Origin of the sequence: Burkholderia sp. Bp8992, from assembly GCF_003853705.1 — a bacterium.
Classification (GTDB): Bacteria; Pseudomonadota; Gammaproteobacteria; order Burkholderiales; family Burkholderiaceae; genus Burkholderia.
Map to the genome: position 1 here is coordinate 75,044 of NZ_QTQI01000015.1, position 26,121 is coordinate 101,164.

Below are 26,121 nucleotides of genomic sequence, written 5' to 3' on the forward strand. Positions count from 1 at the left end.
TCACCGCACACACTGCCCGACCGGCGCGGCCGGGCAGCGAACCGCTGCACTGCTTACTCGGCGGCGACCGGCTTGCCCGACGCGTCCGTCACCTTGGTCTTCCACTGCTTGCGGATTTCCGTCTCGACAGCCGGCGGCAGCGAGATGTAGTCGAGGCTGTCAGCAGCCTTCTCGCCGTTCTTGAACGCCCAGCTGAAGAACTTCAGCGTTTCGGCGCCCTGCTCCGGCTTTTCCTGCTTGGCGTGCAGCAGCACGAACGTCGCGCCGACGACCGGCCATGCTTCCTTGCCCGGCTGGTTCGTCAGGATCTGGTAGAACGACTTCGACCAGTTCGCGCCAGCAGCAGCGGCCTTGAACGTTTCCGTCTTCGGCTCGACCACCGTGCCCGTCGAGTTCTTCAGGGCCGTGTAGATCATGTTGTTCTTCTTCGCGTACGCCCATTCGACGTAGCCGATCGCGCCCGGCAGGCGCTGCACGAAGGCTGCAACGCCGTCGTTGCCCTTGCCGCCCGTACCCGTCGGCCAGTTGACCGTCGTGCCTTCGCCGATCTTCGACTTCCACTCGTCGTTGACCTTCGACAGGTAGTTCGTCCAGATGAAGCTGGTGCCCGAACCGTCAGCGCGGCGAACCACGGCGATGTCCGTATCCGGCAGCTTGACCTTCGGGTTCAGCGCGGCGATCGCCGGGTCGTTCCACTTCTTGATCTTGCCGAGGTAGATGTCGCCGAGCACCGGGCCCGACAGCGTCAGTTCACCGGCCTTCACGCCCGGCACGTTGACGACCGGCACCACGCCGCCGACCACCGTCGGGAACTGGAACAGGCCTTCCTTCGCGAGCTCGTCATCCTTCAGCGGAGCGTCCGAACCGGCAAAATCGACCGTCTTCGCGACGATCTGCTTCAGGCCGCCCGACGAGCCGATACCTTGGTAGTTGACCTTCGAACCGCCGGACTGCTGGTAGTCGGCAGCCCATTTCGTATAGATCGGCATCGCAAACGTGCTGCCTGCGCCCGTGATGTCGGCAGCGTGGGCGGCGACGGCGAAAAGCGCGCCAGCCAGGCCGGCAATCGCGGTTTGCATCAATTTCATGAGACCTCCAGTGTGTGAGCGGATGACTACGGCACCGCGAAGGTTAGGGGCTCCTCATGACGGTAATGTGACAATCGATGAAACTGGCGTGACAGTAACATGACTGGTTGAAAGGGAGTATCGGGTGGCGCGTCGGGGGCGCGCGAGCTGCGCTGGCGGCAAGAATTGCCTGGCTCGGAGGGCGGGATTGACGCCCGTTTTCAAGGGCATGCCGCGCATCGTAGCGCAGCGTCAGCCGGACGGGAAGCCCGGCCCGGCAGCAAGCAGGATTTCGGGGTCGGATGCCTGATTCGATCGGAAGAATGCGTTTTGCCGAATGTCGCTGTTATCAGGCAGGGCAAACCTTTGCGTCTGACAAAAACTGCGGCGCCCGAGGGCGCCGCACGCACAGTCGTCGGGAGCCGGCGCGCGGGCGGCCGGACCGCCGCGCGCGCCTATCCTGGTCAGGTTGTCGCCGCGCGCACCGCGTCGGCGATCGTCTCCGCATGGCGCACCGCATCGGCCGCCTGCTGCGCCTCGACCATCACGCGCAGCACCGGCTCGGTGCCCGATGCGCGGATCAGTACGCGGCCACTGCCGGCGAGCGCGGCTTCCGCCGCGTCGATCGCCGCGCGAATCGACGCGCTGCCCTTCCAGTCGGCGCCCGGCTTCATCCGCACGTTGATCAGCTTCTGCGGGAACAGCGTGACGCCGTCGAGCATCTGCGCGAGCGTGCGGCCGCTGCGCTTCAGCGCGGCCAGCACGAGCAGCGCCGACACGATGCCGTCGCCGGTCGAATGCCGGTCGAGCGACAGGATGTGACCCGAACCTTCCGCGCCGAGCTGCCAGCCGTTTTCGCGCAACTGCTCGAGCACGTAGCGGTCGCCGACCGCCGCACGGACGAACTTCACGCCCTCGCGCTGCAGCGCGACTTCGACCGCGAGGTTCGTCATCAGCGTGCCGACCGCGCCGTCGACCTTGCCGTCGGTCGCGATCCGGTCCTTCACGAGCACGTAGAGGAGTTCGTCGCCGTTGTACAGGCGCCCGGTCGAATCGACGACCTGCAGGCGGTCGGCATCCCCGTCGAGCGCAATGCCGAGATCGGCGTGGTTCGCCCGCACGGCGCGCACCAGCGCGTCCGGCGCGGTCGCACCGACGCCGTCGTTGATGTTGAAGCCGTTCGGCGCGACGCCGATCGGGATCACGTCCGCGCCGAGTTCGTGGAATACGTGCGGTGCGATCTGGTACGCGGCACCGTGCGCGCAATCGATCACGAGCTTCAGCCCGCGCAGGTCGAACGCCGCCGGGAACGTGCTCTTGCAGAACTCGATGTAGCGCCCTGCCGCGTCGTCGAGGCGGCGCGCCTTGCCGAGGCCGTCGGACGATGCGCATTCGAGCGGCTTGTCGAGCCACGCTTCGATCGCCGCTTCGGTGTCGTCGGGCAGCTTGTTGCCGTCAGCCGAGAAAAACTTGATCCCGTTGTCGTGATACGGGTTGTGCGACGCACTGATCACGACGCCGGCCGACAGGCGCAGCGCGCGCGTCAGGTACGCGACGCCCGGCGTCGGCATCGGGCCGGCCAGCATCACGTCGACGCCCGCCGCCGAGAAGCCGGCCTCGAGCGCGGCTTCGAGCATGTAGCCCGACACGCGCGTGTCCTTGCCGATCAGCACGGTCGGACGCGAGCCCGCCGCGACGTCGGCCGAACCAGCCAGTACCTTGCCGGCCGCGTAGCCGAGACGCAATACGAAATCCGGTGTGATGGGCGCCTCGCCCACCGTGCCGCGAATGCCGTCCGTGCCGAAAAATCGACGTCCCATGGGGTCCTTCCTCCTTCGTCTTCTGACTTATCGTTGCCGCGCGGCTTCGCGCACGGCATTCCATATTTTCAGCGCATCGACCGTCGCCGCGACGTCGTGCACGCGCACGATCGCGGCGCCGCGCTCGACCGCGCACAACGCGGCCGCCACGCTCGCCGCGACGCGCTCCATCGGCGGCTTGCCGCCGATCACCGCGCCGAGCATCGACTTGCGCGACATGCCCGCGAGTATCGGATAGGCACGCCCGTCGGGCCGCGCCGGCGCCGTGTCCGGCAACGCGGCCAGCAGCGCATAGTTGTCGTCGACGACCGCCTTGCCGAACCCGAAGCCGGGATCGACGCAAATCCGCTCCGGCGCAATGCCCGCGTCGCGCAGCGCCTGTGCACGCGCGGCAAGAAAGTCGCGTACGTCGGTCACGACGTCGCCGTAATCGGGTTCGCCGACCTGCATCGTCTGCGGCTCGCCGAGCATGTGCATCGCGCATAGCCCGCTGTTGCCCTCGCGCACGGCGTCGATCGCACCCGGCTGGCGAAACCCCCAGATGTCGTTGATCAGGTCCGCGCCGGCGGCCAGTGCCGCGCGCATCACGGCCGGCTTGTAGGTGTCGATCGACAGCGGCACGTTCAGCGGCCGCAGGGCCTCGACGAGCGGGATCACGCGCGCGAGCTCTTCGTCGAGCGGCACGGGCGGCGCGCCGGGGCGCGTCGACTCACCGCCGATGTCGAGCAGGTCCGCGCCTTCGGCAATCATCCGCTCGGCCTGGCGCAGCGCATCGTCGCGCGCGAGGAAGCGGCCGCCGTCGGAGAACGAATCGGGCGTGGCGTTGAGGATGCCCATCACGAGCGGGCGTTCGAACGTCAGCTCGAAACGGCCGCACTGGAGTGGCGCGGGAATGAACGGGGAAACTGCGGAATCGGACACGAGCAACTGGCGTAGATGAATGCAAAACGGGCCGGTGTGAAGCCACACCAGCCCGTGAACGATGCTAAAGCGGAGGTTATGCCGCCGGCGAAGCCGGTGCCGGCGCGGTAGCGGGCTTGACCTCGGCGCTGCTGCCGCCGCCCGACGAATCGCCGCCGACAGCCGGCGAGCTCTTCGGCGAGCGCGGCGGACGGCCTTCCATGATGTCGTTGATCTGATCGGCGTCGATCGTCTCCCACTCCATCAGTGCGGCCGTCATCGCTTCGACCTTGTCGCGGTTCTCTTCGAGCAGGCGGCGCGCAAGCCCGTACTGTTCGTCGAGCACGCGGCGGATTTCCGAGTCGACCTTCTGCTGCGTCGCTTCCGAGATCGTGCGCGTGAAGCCACGGCCGAACGGCGATGCATCGTTCTCGTCGTCGACGTAGACCATCGGTCCGAGTGCATCGGTCATGCCGAAACGCGCGACCATCGCACGTGCGGTCTGCGTTGCCTTGTTGAAGTCGTCCGATGCACCGGTGCTGACGAGGTTCATGAACAACTCTTCCGCCACGCGGCCACCGAACAGGATCGCGAGGCGGTCCATCAGGTAGTCCTTCGAGTACGTCTCGTTGTCATGCTCCGGCAACTGCCACGTGACACCCAGCGCACGGCCGCGCGGAATGATCGTGACCTTGTGCACGGGGTCGGCCTTCGGCAGCAGCTTCGCGATCACCGCGTGGCCCGACTCGTGATACGCGGTCGCACGCTTCGCTTCCTCGCGGATCACGGCCGACTTGCGCTCCGGACCCATGAAGATCTTGTCCTTCGCGTCCTCGAAATCCTGCATCTCGACGATGCGCTTGCCGCGACGGGCCGCGAACAGCGCAGCTTCGTTCACGAGGTTCGCGAGATCGGCGCCCGAGAAGCCCGGCGTGCCGCGTGCGATGACTGCCGCATCGACGTCGTTCGCGATCGGCACCTTGCGCAGGTGCACGCGCATGATCTGCTCGCGACCGCGGATGTCCGGCAGGCCGACATAGACCTGGCGGTCGAAACGGCCCGGACGCAGCAGCGCCTTGTCGAGCACGTCGGAACGGTTGGTTGCAGCGATCACGATCACGCCCGAGTTCGCCTCGAAGCCGTCCATCTCGACGAGCATCTGGTTCAGCGTCTGTTCGCGCTCGTCGTTGCCGCCGCCCATGCCGGCGCCGCGATGACGACCGACCGCGTCGATTTCGTCGATGAACACGATGCACGGTGCGTGCTTCTTCGCCTGCTCGAACATGTCGCGCACACGGGCCGCACCGACACCGACGAACATTTCGACGAAGTCCGAACCCGAGATGCTGAAGAACGGTACCTTCGCTTCACCCGCGATCGCGCGGGCCAGCAGCGTCTTGCCGGTACCCGGAGGGCCGACGAGCAGCACGCCGCGCGGAATGCGACCGCCCAGCTTCTGGAATTTCTGCGGATCGCGCAGGAAGTCGACGAGCTCGGACACTTCTTCCTTCGCTTCGTCGCAGCCCGCGACGTCGGAGAAGTTCACCGCGTTGTTGTTCTCGTCGATCAACCGCGCGCGCGACTTGCCGAACGAGAACGCGCCGCCTTTGCCGCCCCCCTGCATCTGCCTCATCATGTAGAACCAGAACACGATGATCAGGATCGTCGGCCCGAGGTAGTACAGCGCGGACATCAGCGCGTTCGGCTCGTCGTCGGCCTTGCCGCTGACCTGCACGCCATACTTCATCAGGTCGCCGACCATCCAGATGTCGCCGGGCGACACGATCTGGTATTTCTGGCCATCAGCCGGAGTGACGGTGAGGTTCCGCCCCTGAACGATGACGTTCTTGACCTTGCCGTTCTTGGCGTCGTCCATGAACTGCGAATAGGACACGCCTTCCTGGACGCGGGGCTTGTCGAACTGCTTGAACACCGTAAACAGCACCAGTGCGATCACCAGCCACACCGCTGCCTTCGAAAACATATTGTTGTTCAAAGCACCACTCCTTCACTCGTAGACGAGCGCCTACATTTTCCTTGCGGCGCCCCTCGGTCATTCTAATCCAGTCCGACCACCCTCGCCATAAGCATTGACAACCGCCGCGATAGCGCTTCGCTTGTCTGGCAAGGGCCGGAGCCCGTTTGCGGCATCCCGCTCCGCGTCACCGCGGATGCTTCAGATGCCGACCCAAAATGAACGTTTCGGACGATTTGTCGCGGGACGCCTTCGGCTTGCGCGGCGCGACGGTCTTAAACTGCTGTTTGAATTTCTCGACGATCTGGCTGTAGCCGCTGCCGTGAAAGCACTTCACGAGCAGCGCACCGTCAGGCTTCAGATGATTCTGCGCGAATTCGAGCGCCAGATCGCACAGATGCTCGATGCGCGCCGCGTCCGCCGAGGCCACGCCGGAGAGGTTGGGGGCCATGTCGGAAATAACAAGGTCCACCGAGCGCCCTTCGAGCACTTCTTCGAGCTGGTGAAGGACGCTGTCCTCGCGGAAGTCGCCCTGGAGGAAGTGGACGTCGGCGATCGGCTCCATCGGCAGGATGTCGAGCGCCACGATCGTGCCGTCGATGCCGCCTTCGCGCTCCGCGTCACGCTTCTTGCCCTGCGCGAGCTTGTTGCGGGCATACTGGCTCCAGCTGCCCGGCGTCGCGCCGAGGTCGACGATCACCTGGCCCGGACGGATCAGCTTGTCCTGTTCGTCGATTTCCTTCAGCTTGTACGCGGCACGCGCGCGATAGCCCTCCCGCTGCGCCATTTTGACGTACGGGTCGTTGATGTGGTCGTGCAGCCAGTGCTGGTTGAAGCGGTTTTTTGCCATTCGAGAGAGAGATTGCTGCCAATTGCTTCGTGAAGCCGCGCTTTTAGCGGATAATACGCGTCTTCTTCGCGCGGCTGCGGCCCCTTTTCAGGCCCAAGCCGCGATTTTACGTGGTTTCGGCGCACGGCTGACGCGGTAACTTCCCGCGATCGCCATTCAGTCAGCGCGCCCTTATTTAGATTTCGACATTTCCATGCCCGCCCTTTCGCTTTCTCCCGCCGAGCGCTCCGCGCTGCGCTCCCAGGCCCATGCGCTCAAGCCCGTCGTGCTGATCGGCGCCGAAGGGCTGACCGACGCCGTGCTGAAAGAAATCAAGGTGCACCTCGACGCGCACCAGCTGATCAAGATCCGCGTGTTCGGCGACGAGCGCGACGAGCGCATCGCGATCTACGACGAGATCTGCGACCGCCTGAGCGCGGCGCCGATCCAGCACATCGGCAAGCTGCTGGTGATCTGGAAGCCCGAAGCCGCCGCAGCGGCCCCGGCCCGCGGCCGTCGTGCCGGCGCGCTGCCGAGCGCGGCCGAAGCCGTCGACGACAAGAAAGGCCGCGCACCGCGCACCGTCAAGGTCGTCAAGGTGTCGCCGAACGCGAGCCCCGTGCGCCGCCCGCGACCGGTCAAGGTCACGGTGCGCGGCAACGAGCGCGTGACGGCCGGCGGCAACGTGAAGCGTGCGAAAAAGCGCCAGGCCAGCACCAAGCGGCCGTTCCAGGACAAGTAAGCACGCATGCGGCACGGAGCATCCCGTGCCGCCCTGCCCGCGCGGCGCTCAGGCGTCGCGTGCCGGCAGACGCCAGATCAGCATCAGCCCCAGCACGCTCTCGACGAGGTAGAACACGCTCGAGACGCCGTGCAGCATCCCGAAGCGGCTTGCATACGGCGAGTTCGCGATATCGGTGCCCGCATCCATCGCGGCCACCCGCAGCGCGTTCATGAACGGCTGCAGCGCGAAATACCCGACCAGCACGCACACGACCATCGCGGCCACGACCCAGCGCACGCGGCGATATTCGCTGCTGCCGCGCCGCACCTGCTGGTTCGACAACGCGAGCAGCAGCACGCCGCACACGACACCGAGGATCGCCTCGATACGGAACAGCTGGGCGGCGACCGAACCGGCCGTCATCCGCTCCAGCGTCTTGAACAACACGGGCGCGACCGCATACCCGATCGTCAGCAGGCTGCCGACCCACACGGCCGACAGCAGACGGAACACGCGATGCGGCATCACGTCGCCCCGCTTCAGATGTAGCTGACCGAGATGATTTCGTACTCGCGCACGCCGCTCGGCGCCTGCACGGCCGCGACGTCGCCTTCGGACTTGCCGATCAGTGCGCGCGCGATCGGCGAGCTGACCGAGATCAGGCCGTGATCGATATCGGCTTCGTCGTCGCCGACGATCTGGTACTTGACGGTATCGCCCGACTCGAGATCCTCGAGTTCGACCGTCGATGCGAAGACCACGCGGCCCTCGGCATCGAGCACGGTCGGATCGATGACCTGCGCGGCCGACAGCTTCGATTCGATTTCCGCGATACGACCCTCGATGAAGCCCTGCTTTTCCTTCGCGGCATCGTATTCGGCGTTTTCGGACAGGTCGCCCTGTGCGCGGGCCTCCGCGATCGCGTTGATCACGGCCGGCCGCTCGACGGACTTGAGGCGCTGCAATTCATCGCGCAGTTGCTCTGCGCCACGCTTTGTCAACGGAATGGTGCTCATAAACGGCTCAATCGCTAAAAACGGCTATAAAAAAAATCACCGCGATTAAGCGCGCTTCCGATGCACTGGAAACACCGCCTAATCGCGGCACGTGTTGCTTCGACAGGTAACTGACTGCTTAGTTTAGGCGAGCGTGAAGACCTTGTAAATCATAGACTTCCAGATCCTTCAGGTAGCGCAAGCCTTCGACGGCCGCGCGCGCGCCCGACATCGTCGTGTAGTACGTGACCTTGTGCGCCTGCGCGCTCATGCGGATCGAACGCGAATCGGCGATCGCCTGGCGCGTCTCGTCGACCGTCGTGAACACGAGGGCAATCTCGCCGTTCTTGATCATGTCGACGATGTGCGGACGGCCGTCCTTCACCTTGTTCACAACCTTCACCGGCACGCCGGCCGCTTCGATCGCGGCAGCCGTGCCCTTGGTCGCGACGATCGGGTAGCCGAGGTCGTGCAGCATGCGCGCGACTTCGACGGCCTTCGGCTTATCTGCGTCCATCACGGTCAGCAGCACCGTGCCCGACTCCGGCAGGCGCGAGCCGGCCGCGAGCTGCGACTTGAACAGCGCTTCGCCGAACGTCTGGCCGACACCCATCACTTCGCCGGTCGAACGCATTTCAGGCCCGAGGACCGGATCGACGGTCGGGAACTTGACGAACGGGAACACGGCTTCCTTCACGCTGAAGTACGGCGGCTCGACTTCCTTCGTCACGCCCTGCTGCGCAAGCTTCTGGCCGACCATCGCGCGCGCCGCGATCTTCGCGAGCGGCAGGCTGGTCGCCTTCGACACGTACGGCACCGTGCGCGACGCACGCGGGTTCACTTCCAGCACGTAGATGATGTCCTGCTTCGAACCGTCCGCCTGCGGCACCTGCTGGATCGCGAACTGCACGTTCATCAGGCCGACCACGTTCAGCGCCTTCGCCATCGCGCCCGTCTGGCGCTTCAGCTCGGCCACGGTTTCCTTCGACAGCGAGTACGGCGGCAGTGAGCATGCCGAGTCGCCCGAGTGGACGCCCGCCTGCTCGATGTGCTCCATCACGCCGCCGATGAACACGGCTTCGCCGTCGCAGATGCAGTCGACGTCGCATTCGATCGCGTCGTTCAGGAAGCGGTCGAGCAGCACCGGCGAATCGTTCGACACCTTCACGGCCTCGCGCATGTAGCGCTCGAGGTCGCGCGGCTCGTGGACGATTTCCATCGCGCGGCCGCCCAGCACGTACGACGGGCGCACGACGAGCGGGTAGCCGATTTCGTCGGCGAGCGCGAGCGCCTCGTCTTCGGCGCGTGCGGTGCGGTTCGGCGGCTGGCGCAGGCCGAGATCCTGCAGCAGCTTCTGGAAGCGTTCGCGGTCTTCGGCCGCGTCGATCATGTCCGGCGACGTGCCGACGATCGGCACGCCGTGCGCCTCGAGGTCGAGCGCGAGCTTCAGCGGCGTCTGGCCGCCGTACTGGACGATCACGCCGACCGGCTTTTCCTTGTCGACGATCTCGAGCACGTCTTCGAGCGTCAGCGGCTCGAAGTACAGGCGGTCGGACGTGTCATAGTCGGTCGACACCGTTTCCGGGTTGCAGTTGACCATGATCGTTTCGTAGCCGTCCTCGCGCATCGCGAGCGCCGCGTGCACGCAGCAGTAGTCGAACTCGATACCCTGGCCGATCCGGTTCGGGCCGCCGCCCAGCACCATGATCTTCTTATTGGTGGTCGGCTGCGCCTCGCACTCTTCCTCGTAGGTCGAGTACATGTAGGCCGTTTTCGTCGCGAACTCGGCCGCACAGGTGTCGACGCGCTTGTAGACCGGGCGCACGTTCAGTTCCACGCGGCGGCGGCGGACGTCTTCCGGCGTCGCGCCGAGCAGCTTCGCGAGGCGGCGGTCGGAGAAGCCGCTCTGCTTCAGGTAGCGCAGCTCGTCGAATGTCAGCGATGCGAGCGTGCGGCCCGCGAGCGCCTTTTCCTTCAGGATGATCTGCTCGATCTGCTCGAGGAACCACGGGTCGATCGCGGTTTCCGCGAAGATTTCCTCGGCCGTCATGCCGATGCGGAATGCATCGCCGACGTACCAGATGCGGTCCGGGCCCGGCTCGTGGATCTCGATCGCGATCTCGTCGCGGTTGGTCGACTTCTCGTCGAGACCGTCGACACCGACTTCGAGGCCGCGCAGCGCCTTCTGGAACGATTCCTGGAACGTGCGGCCGATTGCCATCACTTCGCCGACCGACTTCATCTGCGTCGTCAGGCGCGAATCCGCTTCACGGAACTTCTCGAACGCGAAACGCGGGATCTTCGTGACGACATAGTCGATCGTCGGCTCGAACGATGCCGGCGTCTGGCCGCCGGTGATTTCGTTCTTCAGCTCGTCGAGCGTATAGCCGACCGCCAGCTTCGCGGCGACCTTCGCGATCGGGAAGCCCGTCGCCTTCGAGGCGAGCGCCGACGAACGCGACACGCGCGGGTTCATCTCGATGACGACCATGCGGCCGTCCTTCGGGTTGATCGAGAACTGCACGTTCGAGCCGCCCGTGTCGACGCCGATTTCGCGCAGCACCGCGAGCGATGCGTTACGCAGGATCTGGTATTCCTTGTCGGTGAGCGTCTGCGCCGGCGCGACCGTGATCGAGTCGCCGGTGTGCACGCCCATCGGGTCGAGGTTTTCGATCGAGCAGACGATGATGCAGTTGTCGGCGCGGTCGCGCACGACTTCCATCTCGTATTCCTTCCAGCCGAGCAGCGATTCTTCGATCAGCAGTTCGCGCGTGGGCGACAGGTCGAGACCGCGCTTGCAGATCTCTTCGAACTCTTCGCGGTTGTATGCGATGCCACCGCCCGAGCCGCCGAGCGTGAACGACGGGCGGATCACGACCGGGTAGCCGCTGCCGCCGGTGAGCGCCATGATCTCGGCGTGCACCTGGGTCGCCTCTTCCATCGAGTGCGCGACGCCCGACTTCGCGGAACCGAGACCGATCTTGGTCATCGCGTCCTTGAACTTCTGGCGGTCTTCCGCCTTGTCGATCGCTTCCGGCGACGCGCCGATCAGCTCGACGCCGAACTTCTCGAGCACGCCGTGGTGGTGCAGGTCGAGCGCGCAGTTCAGCGCGGTCTGGCCGCCCATCGTCGGCAGGATCGCGTCCGGGCGCTCCTTCTCGATGATGCGCGCGACGACTTCCCACGTGATCGGCTCGATGTAGGTCACGTCGGCCGTGTTCGGGTCGGTCATGATCGTCGCCGGGTTGCTGTTGACGAGAACGACCTTGTAGCCCTCCTCACGCAACGCCTTGCAAGCCTGCGCGCCCGAATAGTCGAACTCGCACGCCTGGCCGATGATGATCGGGCCGGCGCCGATGATGAGGATGCTCTTGATGTCTGTGCGTTTTGGCATGGCTTGTGAATTCAATAAGTAATCGTTGTCGTGGGTCGGCCGGCAGCGCTCAGCTCATGGTCGCGAGCGCCAGCTTCACCGAGAAACCGATGAACAGGCCGCCCACGCTGCTCGCCGCGCCTGCCGCAAGCTTGCGGCGGCGGCGGAAATGCTCGGCGAGCCGCGCGCCCGCGAAGATCAGCGTGCTCAGGTACAGGAAGCTCGCGCATTGCGCGATCGCCCCGAGCACGACGAACGACAGCGCGGGATGCGGGAATGCCGGGTCGACGAACTGGATGAAGAACGAGATGAAGAACAGGATCGCTTTCGGATTCAGCAGGCTCACGATCAGCGCCTTGCGGAACGGCCGCTCGCCGTCGACCGCCTGCGGCGCATCGACCGGCGCATCGCCGCGCGCGCGCAGCTTCTGCCACGCGCCGCGCAGCATCCCGGTGCCGATGTACAGCAGGTACGCGGCGCCGCCGTACTTGACGACGGAGAACAGCAGCGGGTTCGCCTTCAGCAGCGACGCGACGCCCGCGGCGGACAGCACCATCAGCACCGTATCGCCGACGAACACGCCGCAGGCCGCGCGATAGCCGGCCTTCACGCCGCGCTGCGCCGCGAGCGACAGCACGTACATCGAGTTCGGCCCCGGCAGCAGGATGATGAAGATCACGCCGAACACGTAGGTCCAGATATCCGTGATGCCGAGTGCGTGGCCGAACATGATGTGAATCTCCCGTCCTTCGGTTGCGTCAGTGACTTAAGCGTTGCGCTGCTTCGCCGCGTCCATCAGCGCGGTGAAACGGTCGAACAGGTAGCCGATGTCGTGCGGGCCGGGCGACGCTTCCGGGTGGCCCTGGAAGCAGAATGCCGGCTTGTCGGTCAGCTCGAAGCCCTGCAGCGTGCCGTCGAACAGCGACACGTGCGTCACGCGCGCGTTGGCCGGCAGCGAATCGGCGTCGACCGCGAAGCCGTGGTTCTGCGACGTGATCACCACGCGACCGTCGCCGAGATCCTTCACCGGATGGTTCGCGCCGTGGTGGCCCGTCTTCATCTTCAGCGTCTTCGCGCCGACCGCGAGGCCCATGATCTGGTGGCCGAGGCAGATGCCGAAGGTCGGCACGCCGCGCTCGATGAACTGCTTCGTGGCCGCGATCGCGTAGTCGCACGGCTCCGGGTCGCCCGGGCCGTTCGACAGGAAGACGCCGTCCGGATTCAGCGCGAGCGCATCTTCCGCGCTCGCCTGTGCCGGCAGCACCGTCACGTGGCAGCCACGCTCCGCGAGCATGCGCAGGATGTTGTACTTGACGCCGAAATCGTACGCGACGACGCGGTACTTCGGCGCTTCCTGCATGCCGTAGCCGCCTTCGAGGCGCCATTCGGTCTGCTTCCACTCGAACGGCTTGGTGGTCGACACGACCTTCGCGAGGTCCATGCCCGCGAGGCCCGCGAACGAGCGCGCGAGCTCGATCGCCTTCGCCTCGTCGTCCGAGCCGGCCAGGATGCAGCCGCTCTGCGCGCCCTTGTCGCGCAGGATGCGGGTCAGCTTGCGGGTATCGATGCCGGCGATCGCGACGACGCCTTCGTCGCGCAGGTAATCGCCGAGCGTGCGATCCATGCGGAAATTCGACGCGAGCGTGGGCAGATCACGGATGATCAGGCCGGCGGCATGGACTTTCGTGGCTTCGACGTCTTCGGCGTTGACGCCGACGTTGCCGATATGCGGATAGGTGAGCGTGACGATCTGGCGCGAGTAGCTCGGGTCAGTCAGGATTTCCTGATAGCCGGTGATCGCGGTATTGAACACGACTTCGCCGATCGTGTGGCCTTCGGCCCCGATCGAATAACCACGAAAGACCGTGCCGTCGGCGAGTGCAAGCAAGGCGGGAGAAAAAGACGGCAACACGGGAGGCTCCTTGGGGAACACCCAGCTGCCGACCTGTTTACCCTGCCGCGCGAGCGCCGCGCTGCGTGGGCGCGCGCGGTCGCTTGCTGGACGCGGCCTGCGTTGTCGAGTCGCGAACCCGGCGCGTGGCGCACGAGGCTTCGCGGCATCGCCCGGCAGGCGGCGTGCGGCGGATGAACGGGATGAATGAGGTAGGCGCTAGGGTGCGAGGTTGATCAGCACAAACTTTCAAATTATAGCCTGAAAATGGCCCTATCTTCAATCGATATGGCCGTCCGATCGTACGCTCGCCGCCCCCGGAAGCGCGGCGCGGCGTGCTGCGGCCCCGTTTCCGCAGCCGCCTATCTATCAGCGTACCGCCGGATCAGTGCGCTTGGCCAGCGCCGCGCGCAGGCCACACGTACCAGACCGCGCTCGCGAGCTGCAGCGCGAGCAGCACGCCCCATGCAGTGAAGTGCGCGGCAGCCGGATAACGGCCGTCGACCGCGGGCCAGTGCGACAGCACCGCGCCGACACCGATCTGGAACGCGAAGATCAGCAGGAAGATCACGAGCGTGAGTGTCGTATTCGCGCGCCCGATCAGGTGGGCGGGAAAGTGCCCGGCCATCACCGCGTAGGTCAGGATGCCGACGCCGCCGAACATCCCGTATGCCGCCCACAGCACGGCCGGCGGCAGCGGCACGCCCGCGACGATCACGACCTGCGTCGCGACGAACAGCGCCATCCCGACGCCGCAGAATGCGTAGACGGATATGCCGCGCCGCTCGAGCACGCGCGCCGCCGCGCCGAAGCCGACGCAGCCGGCCATCATCGCGAAGCCGAGCACCGACACGAGGCGCGCGGCATGCGGCGCATCGAATCCGGCGACATCGCGCAGGTACGGTCCGACCCACAGCGACTGCATTGCATAGAACACGCCCTGCGTGACGACGGAGAACGACGATATCTTCCAGAACGCACGGCTGCCCAGGATGTGCCACGTGCCCTTGAACTGGCTGACGAGCCCGCCCTGGTGGCGCGCCTGCGTCGCTTCGGGCGCGCCGAAGCCGATCGACGCCGCGACGGCCACCGTCAATACCGCGAGACCGAAACAGATCGCACGCCAGCTCGTCCAGCCGAGCAGCCAGGTCAGCGGCGAGCCGACCATTACGCCGCCGAGGCCGCCCACGGCCATCACGAGGCCGTTGACGAGCGGCAGCCGGCCGACCGGGAAATGCTGCGCGAGCGCCTTGAACGCCGCGCCGAGACAGACCGACACGCCGACGCCGATCAGCAGCCGGCCGGCCATCATCGTGCCGAGACTGTGGGCGGCGCCGAACACGGCCGCACCGGCCGCCGCGAACAGCAGCATGCCGGCCGTCACGCGCCGCGGGCCGAAATGGTCGAGCATCACGCCGGCCGGGATCTGCGCACCCGCGAAGCCAAGGAAATAGAGGCTGGTCAGCAGGCCGAGATCGGCGGCCGACAACCCGAGTTCGTGCGTGACGAACGGCGCGAAGCCCAGATTGACGCCGCGAAACACATACGACACGAAATACCCGACCGAGAACAGCGCGAGCACCCTCACCTGCACCGACGACATTGCTTCCCCTTGCCACATGAACACACCCGAAGCAGCGCCCCCGCGCCGCGCACAAACGAAAACGCCGTCACCTCGGTGACGGCGTTTCGTCGCATTTCGTCGGATGATAGCGCAATCGCGCGGACCGGACCGGCGCGCGCTGCGCGGGGCCGCTGCGTTACTTCTTCTTGCCCTTGTGCGCAGCGGCCTTGGCAGGCGCCGCCTTCGCCGACTTGGCGGCCGGCTTTGCCGCACCGCGCTTCGCGCCGTGCGACTTGCCGCCCACCGCGAGGCTGGCACGCTCGATGTGCGCGCCGCCGACCGACGTCGCGATCCGCTCCGGGCCCGGTTCCGCCGGCACCGAACGGCCGACCGGCACGTGCAGCACGAGCGCCTGGCCCGGCATCGCGAGATCGCGGTGCGTGCGGTTCCACGCCTTCAGCTGGCCGACCGACACGCCGTAGCGGCCGGCGATCGCCGCCATTGACTGCTTGCGGCGCACGCGGATCAGCATCTTGCGCGTGTCGGGCACGTCCGGTTCCATCGCGAGCGCGCCGTTTTCGGCGACGTCGGCGCTGATGTCCTCGTCGTCATCGTCGCCGCGCGGCACGACGATCGTCGAACCCGGCTTCAGGCGCATGCCGGCCGGAATCTTGTTGACCGACATCAGCGTATCGGCGTCGACGCCGATCTTCTCGGCGATCGCAGCCGGCCGCGCCCGCTCGCTCACCGTATAGGTGGTCCACGTCGACAGCTGGCCGCTGTAGGCCTTCAGGTTCTTCTCGAACGCCGACGCGTTGTCGAACGGCAGCAGGATCTGCGGCTCGGTCGCACCGAGGATCACCGGCTTCGAGAACGACGGGTTCAGCGAGCGGAACTCGTCGAGCGGCAGGTTCGCGAGCTTCGCGGCCACTGCCACGTCGATGTCGCGCGACGTCGTGACCGTCACGAAATACGGGTGGTTCGGGATGTCCGGCAGCGTCAGGCCATATTGCTGCGGGCTCGCGATGATGTTCTTCACCGCCTGCAGCTTCGGCACGTAGTTGCGCGTCTCGTTCGGCATCCGCAGGTTCTGGTAGTCGGTCGGCAGGCCGGCCGCCTGGTTGCGCGCGATCGCGCGCTGCACGTTGCCCTCGCCCCAGTTGTACGCGGCCAGCGCCAGGTACCAGTCGCCGAACATGTCATGCAGGCGCGACAGGTAGTCGAGCGCGGCGCTCGTCGACGCGAGCACGTCGCGGCGCTCGTCCTGCCACATGTTGCGCTTCAGGTTGTACGTGCGGCCCGTGCCGGGCATGAACTGCCACATGCCGGCCGCCTTCGCGACCGACAGCGCCTGCGGGTTGTACGCGGACTCGATGAACGGCAGCAGCGCGAGCTCGGTCGGCATGTGACGCGCCTCGAGCTCCTCGACGATGTGGTACAGGTACTTCTGCGAGCGCTCGGTCATGCGCTGCACGTAATCGGGACGCTGCGTGTACCAGGTCGTCTGCATGTCGACGAGGTCGCTCTGCAGGTCGGGCATCTGGAAGCCGCGGCGAATGCGACCCCACAGATCGGAGTCGGCACTGGTCAGGTCGCCGACGGATTGCTTGTCGACGTCGACAGTTTCTTTGGCGGTGGCTGATTTACGGAGGTAGTTGGACGTCGCCTGCGAATCGGCGGCGTTGTTGGCGACAGGGGGCTGGCTCGCACAAGCGGCGAGTAGCAGCACCACCATCGCACTCAATATAAGTCGCATGAAAATCTCGGCTTCCGACGGCTGGAAATTGCAGGCGATACTACGGAAGTGCGTGCTTCACGTCAATAAAAACACCGAAAACTCAGCGAAATCCTACATTTGGAGCAATTTTTACAGACACCGCTTGAGCTTTGGAGTCCTCCGGAAATCATCATCGGAACCGGTTTTTCCACTCGCGCATCAGCGTGAATGCCGCCAGACGATCCGGCACTGTTTCGTGCAGCTCGGCCTCGAGCGTGGCATGAATCGCCGCGCTGTCCGCCCGCATGAACGGGTTAACGGCACGCTCGTGAGCAATCGTAGTGGGCAGCGTCGGCACGCCCCGCGCGCGCAGCGCCTGCGCTTCGTCGCGCCACGCGGCGAGCGCCGCATTGCCGGGCTCGCACGCGAGTGCGAAGCGGATATTGGACAGCGTGTATTCGTGTGCACAATGCACGCGCGTGTCGCCCGGCAGCGCCGCGAGCGCGTCGAGCGATGCAAGCATCTGCGCGGGCGTGCCTTCGAACAGGCGGCCGCAGCCGCACGAGAACAGCGTGTCGCCGCAGAACACGTGCGGCGCGGCGTTGCGCTGCCCGGCCGCCTGGAAATAGGCGATGTGGCCGCGCGTGTGACCGGGCACGTCGAGCACGTCGAACGCGGCGGCCGGCGCGTCGAGCGTCACGCGATCGCCGCCTGAAAGCGGCCGCGTGACCACGCCGATCGCTTCGGCCGCCGGGCCGTAAACGGTCAGCGGCGCATCGTCCGGTTGGCTATTACGCAGCGCCTCGACACCGCCGACGTGGTCGGCGTGGTGGTGCGTGAGTAAAATAGCGGTCAACCGCCAGCCTCGTTCGGCAAGAACCCGGCGTACGGGCGCGGCTTCACCCGGATCGACGGCGATTGCATCGCGGCCGTCCGAGACGAGCCAGATATAGTTGTCTTCGAATGCCGGAACCGGCACGTATTCCAGCTCGTTCATGGGCGCGCAATCATCGTTATGTCTGACCGTCAAATTATAGACTGGCCCGCCTGGACCGACTCGCCTCCCGGCCGCTACGTGCTGGGCTGGGAGCAGGCGCAGCTCGACCGGATCGTGTCCGACGTCTTCGGGTTCCACGCGCTGCAGCTCGGCCTGCCGCAGCTCGACGCGCTGCGCGAGAACCGCATGCCGTATCGCGGCCTCGTGCTCGACCCGGCGAGCGGCGCGAGCGCGCCGTACCAGTACCCGTGGGCACGTGAAGCGCATGCGCCGGCGCACGCGCCCGCCGATCGCAGCACGACCTGGTGCGACCTGCTCGACCTGCCGTTCGAGTCGCAGAGCGTCGACCTGATCGTGATGCCGCACACGCTCGAATTCACGTCCGACCCGCACCGACTGCTGCGCGAGGCCGAGCGCGTGCTGATGCCGGAAGGCCAGCTCGTGATCACCGGCTTCAATTCGCTCAGCCTGTGGGGCATGCGCCAGTCGTTCGGGCGCATGGCGAATCACCCGTTCGTGCCGGCCACGCGCGACCAGATCGCGTTCATCCGGCTCAAGGACTGGATCAAGCTGCTCGGCTTCGACCTCGAACGCGGCCGCTTCGGCTGCTACCGGCCGCCGCTCGCCACCGACAAGTGGCTGGCCCGCTACGGCTTCATGGAGGCCGCCGGCGACCGCTGGTGGCCGATCTTCGGCGCCGTCTACATGGTGACGGCCGTCAAGCGCGTGCGCGGCATGCGTCTCGTCGGCCAGATCAAGATGAAGAAGCCCGTGCTCGCACCGGGCCTGACGCCGGCGGCCTCCCCGACTACCCATCAAGAACATTCATGACAATCGATACGATCGACATCTATACCGACGGCGCCTGCAAGGGCAACCCCGGCCCCGGCGGCTGGGGCGCACTGATGCGCTACGGCGACAAGGAGAAGGAGCTGTTCGGCGGCGAGCCGAACACGACCAACAACCGCATGGAACTGATGGGCGTGATCGCCGCGCTCGAAGCGCTGAAGCGGCCGTGCCACGTGGTCGTGCATACCGATTCGCAATACGTGCAGAAAGGCATCAGCGAGTGGATCCACGGCTGGAAGAAGAAAGGCTGGGTCACCGCGGCGAAGACCCCCGTGAAGAACGCCGACCTGTGGAAGCGGCTCGACGCGCTCGTCGCGCAGCATGAAGTCGAGTGGCGCTGGGTCAGGGGTCACTCGGGCCATCCCGAAAACGAGCGCGCGGACGCGCTCGCGAATCGCGGCGTCGAATCGCTCACGGCCTGAACACCGGCCGCTCCCCTGTATTCTTCGTTTTTCCCGACATGCGCCAGATTATTCTCGATACCGAAACCACCGGCCTGAACGCCCGCACGGGCGACCGCCTCATCGAAATCGGCTGCGTCGAGCTGCTGAACCGGCGGCTCACCGGCAACAACCTGCACTTCTACGTGAACCCCGAGCGCGACAGCGATCCGGGCGCGCTGGCAGTGCACGGCCTCACGACCGAATTCCTCAGCGACAAGCCGAAATTCGCGGAAGTCGCCCACCAGATCCTCGACTTCGTGAAGGATGCCGAGCTGATCATCCACAACGCGCCGTTCGACCTGGGCTTCCTCGACGCCGAATTCGCGCGGCTCGGCCTGCCGCCGTTCACCGAACATTGCGGCGGCGTGATCGACACGCTCGTGCAGGCCAAGCAGATGTTTCCCGGCAAGCGCAATTCGCTCGACGCGCTGTGCGACCGCTTCGGCATCAGCAACGCGCACCGGACGCTGCACGGCGCACTACTCGACTCGGAACTGCTCGCCGAGGTGTATCTCGCGATGACGCGCGGCCAGGACAGCCTCGTGATCGACATGCTCGACGACGGGGGCGCCGACGGCGGCGCGGCGAACGGCCAGCGCGTGTCGCTCGCTGCGCTCGACCTGGCCGTGCTGGCTGCGAGCGACGACGAGCTTGCTGCGCACCAGGCGCAGCTCGACGAGCTCGACAAGTCGGTCAAGGGTACCTGCGTGTGGCGCGCGTCGGGCGACGCGGTCGGCGCGGAAGCGGCCTGACGCCCACGGCACGCACTGCGGCCGCGCCTACACGCGCGGCTGCAGCGCGATGACGGCCATCCCGCCGAGCGCGAGCACCGCGCCGGCCACGTCCCAGCGGGTCAGCACGACGCCGTCGACCACCCGCAACCAGACCAGCGCCACCGCGATGTAGACGCCGCCGTACGCGGCATAGGTCCGTCCGGCCGCGCTCGGGTGCAGCGTCAGCAGCCACGCGAACAGCGCGAGCGACAGTGCGGCCGGCACCAGCAGCCAGCCCGGGCGCCCGCCCTTCAGCACGAGCCACGGCAGGTAGCAGCCGACGATTTCGGCGAGCGCGGTAGCGGCGAACAGCGCCGCGATCCTGATCAGTTCGGTCATCCGGTTCCTCGTGGATTCGGCCCCTCGTCGCGGGGGCAGCACGGCCCCGCCGCGCGCCGCCGATCATACCCGAGCAGGCCGCGCCGAATGCCCCGCCGGGCGGGCGTCTCCCGGCAATTTGCACGATCATCCGTCATCGTGCTATCATGTCGCCTGTTTCGACATTCAATCTCTGTCTATTCAATTTCGAGAGAAGTCCGTCCGCGCATGGCGGGCCGGCCTTTCGATCGAAATTGCACCCACAGGAAAGCCCGCCCGACAGGCCCGCTTTTCTCGTTTCGTTGCCCCTTCGGGGCATTGCCGGAACGCCGGACACATCGTCCGCACCGGCATCTGCCGCCAGCATCACGCGGCCCATTCTTCATGAGCGCACTGTCGCGACGGCCCATCGGGCCCGCGTCGAAGCAGCCCCTTATGGCTTCTTGCCGCCTTGTGTGCAGTAAGTGCTTAATGGCCTGCCCCGACGCGCCGCATCCGACACCGCGCTCGCCGGCAAACCGTGTCGGACGGCCCGCCCGTTCCGGCGCAGTCAAAGGAGTGCATGACCTTGACCGCAACACACGTCAGCCCGACCGCTGCTTCTTCCACCGCTTCGCCGTCCGGCGAGGCCCCGCTCGCTGCGGACGACATCACCGTCGTCGACCAGAGCCTGCTCAAGCGCGCCGTCAGCGCGATGGCCATCGGCAATGCGATGGAATGGTTCGACTTCGGCGTCTACAGCTACATCGCCGTCACGCTCGGCAAGGTGTTCTTCCCGTCCAGCAGCCCGTCCGCGCAGCTGCTCGCCACCTTCGGCACGTTCGCGGCCGCGTTCCTCGTGCGCCCGCTCGGCGGCATGGTGTTCGGACCGCTCGGCGACCGCATCGGCCGCCAGCGCGTGCTGGCCGCGACGATGATCATGATGGCCGTCGGCACGTTCGCGATCGGCCTGATCCCGAGCTACGCGTCGATCGGCATCATGGCGCCCGTGCTGCTGCTCGTCGCGCGTCTCGTGCAGGGCTTCTCGACCGGCGGCGAATACGGCGGCGCCGCCACCTTCATCGCCGAATTCTCGACCGACAAGCGCCGCGGCTTCATGGGCAGCTTCCTCGAGTTCGGCACGCTGATCGGTTACGTGATGGGCGCCGGCGTCGTCGCGCTGCTCACCGCATCGCTGTCGCAGGAAGCACTGCTGTCGTGGGGCTGGCGCGTGCCGTTCCTGATCGCCGGCCCGCTCGGCCTGATCGGTCTCTACATCCGGATGAAGCTCGAGGAAACGCCCGCGTTCAAGCGCCAGGCGGAAGAGCGCGAAGCGCAGGACAAGGCCGTGCCGAAGGCGCGTTTCCGCGAAACGCTGATGCGCAACTGGCGTGCGCTGCTGCTGTGCGTCGGCCTCGTGCTGATCTTCAACGTGACCGACTACATGGTGCTGTCGTACCTGCCGAGCTTCATGTCGTCGACGCTGCACTTCGACGAATCGCACAGCCTCGTGCTCGTGCTGATCGTGATGGTGCTGATGATGCCGATGACGCTGTACGCCGGCCGCCTGTCGGACAAGGTCGGCCGCAAGCCCGTGATGCTTGCCGGCTGTGTCGGCCTGCTCGTGCTGTCGATCCCGTCGATGATGCTGATTCACGCCGGCACCACCGCGTCGGTGTTCGGCGGCCTGCTGATCCTCGGCGTGCTGCTGTCGTGCTTCACCGGTGTGATGCCGTCGGCACTGCCGGCGCTGTTCCCGACCGAGATCCGCTACGGCGCGCTCGCGATCGGCTTCAACGTGTCGGTATCGCTGTTCGGCGGCACGACGCCGCTGGTGACCGCATGGCTCGTCGACGTGACGCACAACCTGATGATGCCCGCGTACTACATGATGGGCGCCGCCGTGATCGGCATCGTGTCGGTGGTCGCACTCGCCGAAACCGCGCGCCAGCCGCTGAAGGGCTCGCCGCCGGCCGTCGCGACGCGCCGCGAGGCGCACCAGCTCGCGCGCAAGCTGCGCGAGGAGGACGACGAGTCGGAGATCTACGGCGTTGCGACTCCTGCCCGCGCGTAAGCGTCGCACAATGCAAAAGCCCCGGCCGAAGCCGGGGCCCGATCGAACCCGATCCGCCCGACCGGCTTGCGCCGGCCGGGCTTTTTTTCATTCTCTCGATGCAGACGCCTTCACGCGCGCGCTTCGCAGTGACGGCAGAAGATCAGTGCGCGCGAACGCGACACGGCCGCCTGGGCACCGCGCGTGGCCATGATCAACCCGACCTGGCCGAGATTGAAATCGCGCTCGACCATCAACTGCGTCAGCGCGGCAAGCGGCAACACGACGGACGGGTGGTACAGGCTCGATTCGATCAGGGCTTTCATCATCTGCTCCATCTGGCAATGCGTGATTCGATGGAGTGGATTCTAGGCACCGGCCGATTCCGGATAAACAGCGCGAATGCGAAGTCACTTGTCAGCCGCAGAGAACAATCGGCAGCCGCTTGCCGGGCAAGGCCGGGCGGGCAAGCGACAGCGGCGTGGCACCGCCTCGCGCCGCCCCGCGCGGCCTAGACGAGCGGCGTCTCGACGAATGCCGGAAGCTGTTCCGCGCGCGCCGAATGTGCGGCCAGCGCCGGATAACGGGCCGGATCGATCCGCGCGAGCGCCGGGTAGTCGGCCGCCATGAACTGCGTGAAGCGCCATGCGACCGCGACCGTCACGTCGGATTGCAGCAGGCGCGCACCGCCGAACCAGCCGTTGGCGGCCGCGACGAGCGGCTCCAGTTGGCCGTACGCGGCCTCGACCTGCCCCAGCACACGCTCGAGCCACGGCGCGTGCTGCTTGTCGGACGGGCGCAGCGCCTGTTCGTAGACGACCTGCACGGACTTCTCGGCCGCCGCCAGCGCAAAGCCGACCGGCACGAGCACGCGCAGCCGCGCATCGGCGGCCTCGGGCAGCAGGCGCCGCTCGGGCGCAACGCGGTGATCGAGATAGTCGACGATCAGCGACGAATCGATCAGCGTCGCACCGTCGTCGGTCACGAGCGTCGGCGCCTTGACGACCGGGTTGAACGTGCTGAACTGCTCGAAATGACGAAACACCGAGATCGACTCGTGTTCGAACGGCAGGTCGAGCAGCTTCGCCGAAATGGCGACGCGGCGCACGAACGGGGAATCCAGCATGCCGATCAGCTTCATCGCAAACGCTCCGCTTCTGGGGATGGGATCGACGACTGTAGCAGCGTCGCGCGGCATCGGCTAGCGCGCCCGCACGCTTGATGCGCAGCAGACGGTCGTGCTTTCCGGCTCCCGCTGCGCGGCGACAGTGACCATAATGCAGATTCACGCCCCTTCCGCCCCAAGGTTCGCCATGTGGTATGCCCTCGTCGAGCAGCAGCGGGAATGGATGCGCGCCTGGCGCGCGGCGACGCGGCACGCGTTCGATGCGTGGCCCGCGGCCACGCTGCCGCACGCCGCGTCGTCGTGCTACGACGACCTGTTCGAACCGCTGCTCGGGCCGTCGGCCGGGCCGCCGCGCTTCGACATCGGGCGGCCGGCCGTCGACGAGCAGGTCGCCGCCCGCACGCCGTTCTGCGACCTGCGGCGCTTCGCGCGTGCCGACGCGCGGCGCACGGTGCTGCTGTGCGCGCCGCTCGCCGGGCACGCGGCCGTGATGATGCGGGAAACCGTCGAGACGCTGCTCGCCGACGGCGACGTCTGCGTGACCGACTGGCGCAATGCGCGCGACGTGCCGCTCGAAGCAGGCCGCTTCGGGCTCGACGAATACGTCGTGCTGCTCGACGGCTTCGTCGGCGGGCTCGCGCACGACGACCGGCCGCTGCACGTCGTCGCCGTATGCCAGGCGACCGTGCCGGCGCTCGGCGCGCTGGCGCTGCGCGCCGCCCGCGGCCTCGCACCGCCCGCGAGCGTCACGCTGATCGGCGGCCCGCTCGACGCGCGCCTGAATCCGAGCGCGCTCGGCACGGCCGCCGCCGCCCGCTCGCTCGACTGGTGCCGCCGCCACCTGATCGACATCGTGCCGCCCGGCTTCGCGGGGCACGGTCGCCATGTGTTCCCGACCTATCTGCAGCAGGGCGAGATCGCGCTGCTGTATCCGCAGCGTTTCCTGACGCTGATCGAGGCTTACGCGCTGGCCGCGTCGCGCTTCGACATGGCCGGGCTCGCCGGCGCGCGGCGTGCGCTGCTCGAATACACCGCGCTGCTCGACATGCCGGCCGACTATTTCCTCGACACGGTCGACATCGTGTTCCAGCGCATGAGCCTCGCGACCGGCACGTGGGACGTGGGCGGCACGCGCGTCGAGCCGGCCGCGCTGCGCGGCGTCACGCTGCTGACCGTCGAAGGCGCATGCGATGCCGTCGCGGGCGCCGGCCAGACGCATGCGGCGCTCGACCTCTGTCGCGGCCTCGCGGCCGGCGAGCGCCATCGCGTCGATATCGACGATTGCGATCACTACGGGCTGTTCACGGGGCCGCGCTGGCGCGGCAACGTCCACCCGGCACTGCAGCGCGTGTTCGCGCTGGCGGAAGCGGCGCGCCCGCGCACGCGCCGCACCCGGCGGCCGTGATCCGGCGTCAGGGCCGCGCTGCTTCGAGCAGCCTGCGCACCTCGTCGTCGCTCGTCTGCTCGAAGCGCGCGTAGAACTGGCTGATCCCGAAGAACCGCAGCGGCTGCGATACCGTGACGAATGCGTCGGCCAGATCGTCGAACACATGCCGCGCACTCGCCGGCGCGACCGGTGCCGCGGCGACGATGCGCGCGGGGCGGCGCTCGCGCAACGCCTGCAGCGCGACGCGCATCGACGCGCCAGTCGCGACGCCGTCGTCGACGACGATCGCGGTGAGTCCGTCGACCGGCAGCGGCGGCATCGCGCCGCGATACAGTGCTTCGCGGCGATGAAGCTCGGCCGTCTCGCGCACGATCACGTCGGCGAGCTGCACGTCCGACACGTTCATCGAACGGATCACCGAACGCTGCAGATGCATCGCGCCGCCGGTGGCGATCGCCCCCATTGCAAGTTCGGGATCGAACGGGACGCCGAGTTTGCGCACGACCAGCACGTCGAGCGGCGCGCGCAGCGCGCAGGCGACCGGATACGCGACGGGCACGCCGCCGCGCGGCAACGCGAGCACGACGACATCGCTCCGCCCCGCGTAATCGCACAATGCGTCGGCCAGCTGGCGGCCGGCATCGGCGCGATCGGCAAAACACTCGGTCACGATCGGCTCCCTGCCGTTGCGCCGGATGCGCGAAACCCGCGCCGGCGCCTGTCAACGAGCATGGTTCATCGGCCGCGCCGATGCAAGCGGGGTCACACCGGCGTGCGCGGCGCCGGGGAAAGGATCAGAGGCCGCCGGCCTGCCGGTACAGCCGCCAGAACGACTGCGCGTAGGATTGCGCGAGCTCGGGCGCGCGCTGGAACACATTCACCGTTTCGGCATGCGCGGCCGCGCCGTCGGACAGCGTCGTCAGCGCGACGCTGTCGTCGACGATCACGAAGCGCGGCGGCGCGCCGCCATGCCGCGAATCGATCGCGACGTCGATGCCCGCGGACTTCAGGTAACCGGCGCCGCTGTACCGGCCCGCGCGCGGCGAGCGCACGAGCACGACACGGACCTCGACCCCGCGCGCGCGGGCCGCGCGCAACGCGCTCGCGACCGCCGGCGGCACGTGCGTATAGCCGGCCAGCAGCACGCGACGTTGTGCCTGTTCGATCAGGTCGACGGTCGCATCGGCCGCCGCATTGTCATACGAAAAGTATGTGCCGACCGATGCGGCATCGGACGGAATCAGGCTGGCGTGGGCGCTCGTCGCACAGCAAAGCGCGGCGAGAAGAATGGCGGCTGGTCTCATGGCGGGCGCCATTGTAGCGACGCCAATTCGCGTGGCA

General features: G+C 66.9%; 24 protein-coding genes. 6 read left to right on the forward strand and 18 right to left on the reverse strand.

Annotated features, from left to right (window positions below; genetic code table 11):
- Positions 1–53 precede the first annotated feature (53 nt).
- The 5 genes from pstS to DIE03_RS21900 all read right to left on the reverse strand — a co-directional run bounded on the left by pstS (position 54) and on the right by DIE03_RS21900 (position 6,612).
- A complete protein-coding gene (gene pstS / locus DIE03_RS21875; protein WP_124453929.1) occupies positions 54–1,088 on the reverse strand; it encodes a phosphate ABC transporter substrate-binding protein PstS in 1,035 nt (344 codons plus the stop codon).
- 443 nt (positions 1,089–1,531) lie between these two features.
- Complete coding sequence (gene glmM, locus DIE03_RS21885) at positions 1,532–2,887, reverse strand: phosphoglucosamine mutase (RefSeq protein ID WP_124453931.1); 1,356 nt, start codon at positions 2,885–2,887, stop codon at positions 1,532–1,534.
- A 27-nt stretch (positions 2,888–2,914) separates the two neighbouring features.
- A complete protein-coding gene (folP, locus tag DIE03_RS21890) occupies positions 2,915–3,856 on the reverse strand; it encodes a dihydropteroate synthase (protein ID WP_124453932.1) in 942 nt (313 codons plus the stop codon).
- 28 nt (positions 3,857–3,884) lie between these two features.
- A complete protein-coding gene (ftsH, locus tag DIE03_RS21895; RefSeq protein ID WP_124453934.1) occupies positions 3,885–5,783 on the reverse strand; it encodes an ATP-dependent zinc metalloprotease FtsH in 1,899 nt (632 codons plus the stop codon).
- A gap of 166 nt (positions 5,784–5,949) precedes the next feature.
- Positions 5,950–6,612 (reverse strand): RlmE family RNA methyltransferase, encoded by a 663-nt coding sequence (locus DIE03_RS21900; RefSeq protein ID WP_124453935.1) that lies wholly within the window; start codon positions 6,610–6,612, stop codon positions 5,950–5,952.
- 193 nt (positions 6,613–6,805) lie between these two features.
- On the opposite strand from DIE03_RS21900, the gene DIE03_RS21905 reads away from it, so the two are divergent.
- Entirely contained in the window at positions 6,806–7,333 is a 528-nt protein-coding gene (locus DIE03_RS21905) for a YhbY family RNA-binding protein (protein ID WP_124453936.1), read from the forward strand.
- 48 nt (positions 7,334–7,381) lie between these two features.
- Here the strand turns inward: DIE03_RS21905 and DIE03_RS21910 are convergent, their stop codons facing one another.
- From DIE03_RS21910 to gloB, 8 genes are all read right to left on the reverse strand, one after another.
- Entirely contained in the window at positions 7,382–7,840 is a 459-nt protein-coding gene (locus DIE03_RS21910) for a DUF4149 domain-containing protein (RefSeq protein ID WP_021163361.1), read from the reverse strand.
- Positions 7,841–7,854: 14 nt separating this feature from the next.
- A complete protein-coding gene (greA, locus tag DIE03_RS21915) occupies positions 7,855–8,331 on the reverse strand; it encodes a transcription elongation factor GreA (RefSeq protein WP_021163362.1) in 477 nt (158 codons plus the stop codon).
- Between the two features lie 118 nt (positions 8,332–8,449).
- Positions 8,450–11,704 carry a carbamoyl-phosphate synthase large subunit gene (gene carB / locus DIE03_RS21920; protein ID WP_124453938.1) on the reverse strand — a complete coding sequence of 1,085 codons (3,255 nt, stop codon included), beginning with the start codon at positions 11,702–11,704 and terminating at the stop codon, positions 8,450–8,452.
- Between the two features lie 49 nt (positions 11,705–11,753).
- Positions 11,754–12,413 (reverse strand): leucine efflux protein LeuE, encoded by a 660-nt coding sequence (leuE, locus tag DIE03_RS21925; protein ID WP_124453940.1) that lies wholly within the window; start codon positions 12,411–12,413, stop codon positions 11,754–11,756.
- Between the two features lie 36 nt (positions 12,414–12,449).
- Positions 12,450–13,595: a glutamine-hydrolyzing carbamoyl-phosphate synthase small subunit gene (gene carA, locus DIE03_RS21930; RefSeq protein WP_124453942.1), complete on the reverse strand. Its 1,146-nt coding sequence runs from the start codon at positions 13,593–13,595 to the stop codon at positions 12,450–12,452.
- Positions 13,596–13,959: 364 nt separating this feature from the next.
- The gene (locus tag DIE03_RS21940) at positions 13,960–15,177 is read right to left on the reverse strand and encodes a nitrate/nitrite transporter (RefSeq protein ID WP_124453944.1); all 1,218 of its coding nucleotides are present in this window, start codon (positions 15,175–15,177) and stop codon (positions 13,960–13,962) included.
- Between the two features lie 157 nt (positions 15,178–15,334).
- Complete coding sequence (locus tag DIE03_RS21945; protein WP_124453946.1) at positions 15,335–16,894, reverse strand: transglycosylase SLT domain-containing protein; 1,560 nt, start codon at positions 16,892–16,894, stop codon at positions 15,335–15,337.
- Positions 16,895–17,045: 151 nt separating this feature from the next.
- On the reverse strand, positions 17,046–17,852 hold the full coding sequence (gene gloB, locus DIE03_RS21950) for a hydroxyacylglutathione hydrolase (protein ID WP_124453948.1): 807 nt from the start codon (positions 17,850–17,852) through the stop codon (positions 17,046–17,048).
- Positions 17,853–17,870: 18 nt separating this feature from the next.
- On the opposite strand from gloB, the gene DIE03_RS21955 reads away from it, so the two are divergent.
- Genes DIE03_RS21955 through dnaQ form a run of 3 tightly spaced genes read left to right on the forward strand, consistent with a single transcriptional unit; the run spans position 17,871 to position 19,896 of the window.
- Positions 17,871–18,683: a class I SAM-dependent methyltransferase gene (locus tag DIE03_RS21955; RefSeq protein WP_124453950.1), complete on the forward strand. Its 813-nt coding sequence runs from the start codon at positions 17,871–17,873 to the stop codon at positions 18,681–18,683.
- Positions 18,680–19,123, forward strand: a complete 444-nt coding sequence (gene rnhA / locus DIE03_RS21960; protein WP_124453952.1) for a ribonuclease HI — start codon at positions 18,680–18,682, stop codon at positions 19,121–19,123. The genes DIE03_RS21955 and rnhA overlap by 4 nt, the downstream gene beginning before the upstream one ends.
- A 38-nt stretch (positions 19,124–19,161) precedes the next feature.
- Complete coding sequence (gene dnaQ, locus DIE03_RS21965; protein WP_124453953.1) at positions 19,162–19,896, forward strand: DNA polymerase III subunit epsilon; 735 nt, start codon at positions 19,162–19,164, stop codon at positions 19,894–19,896.
- A gap of 27 nt (positions 19,897–19,923) precedes the next feature.
- On the opposite strand, the gene DIE03_RS21970 is transcribed toward dnaQ, so the two are convergent.
- Positions 19,924–20,256, reverse strand: a complete 333-nt coding sequence (locus DIE03_RS21970; RefSeq protein ID WP_124453955.1) for a YnfA family protein — start codon at positions 20,254–20,256, stop codon at positions 19,924–19,926.
- 541 nt (positions 20,257–20,797) lie between these two features.
- Here DIE03_RS21970 and proP point away from each other — a divergent pair.
- The gene (gene proP, locus DIE03_RS21980; protein ID WP_124453957.1) at positions 20,798–22,288 is read left to right on the forward strand and encodes a glycine betaine/L-proline transporter ProP; all 1,491 of its coding nucleotides are present in this window, start codon (positions 20,798–20,800) and stop codon (positions 22,286–22,288) included.
- Positions 22,289–22,398: 110 nt separating this feature from the next.
- On the opposite strand, the gene DIE03_RS21985 is transcribed toward proP, so the two are convergent.
- Both DIE03_RS21985 and DIE03_RS21990 read right to left on the reverse strand, forming a co-directional pair.
- Complete coding sequence (locus tag DIE03_RS21985; protein ID WP_124453959.1) at positions 22,399–22,605, reverse strand: hypothetical protein; 207 nt, start codon at positions 22,603–22,605, stop codon at positions 22,399–22,401.
- A 173-nt stretch (positions 22,606–22,778) separates the two neighbouring features.
- Complete coding sequence (locus DIE03_RS21990) at positions 22,779–23,408, reverse strand: glutathione S-transferase family protein (protein WP_124453961.1); 630 nt, start codon at positions 23,406–23,408, stop codon at positions 22,779–22,781.
- 172 nt (positions 23,409–23,580) lie between these two features.
- Here DIE03_RS21990 and DIE03_RS21995 point away from each other — a divergent pair, with 172 nt between their 5' ends.
- Positions 23,581–24,798 (forward strand): polyhydroxyalkanoate depolymerase, encoded by a 1,218-nt coding sequence (locus DIE03_RS21995; protein WP_124453963.1) that lies wholly within the window; start codon positions 23,581–23,583, stop codon positions 24,796–24,798.
- A 7-nt stretch (positions 24,799–24,805) separates the two neighbouring features.
- Here the strand turns inward: DIE03_RS21995 and DIE03_RS22000 are convergent, their stop codons facing one another.
- Positions 24,806–25,450 carry a phosphoribosyltransferase gene (locus DIE03_RS22000; protein WP_185658193.1) on the reverse strand — a complete coding sequence of 215 codons (645 nt, stop codon included), beginning with the start codon at positions 25,448–25,450 and terminating at the stop codon, positions 24,806–24,808.
- Between the two features lie 124 nt (positions 25,451–25,574).
- Positions 25,575–26,096: a phospholipase D-like domain-containing protein gene (locus tag DIE03_RS22005; RefSeq protein ID WP_124453967.1), complete on the reverse strand. Its 522-nt coding sequence runs from the start codon at positions 26,094–26,096 to the stop codon at positions 25,575–25,577.
- Positions 26,097–26,121: the final 25 nt, after the last annotated feature.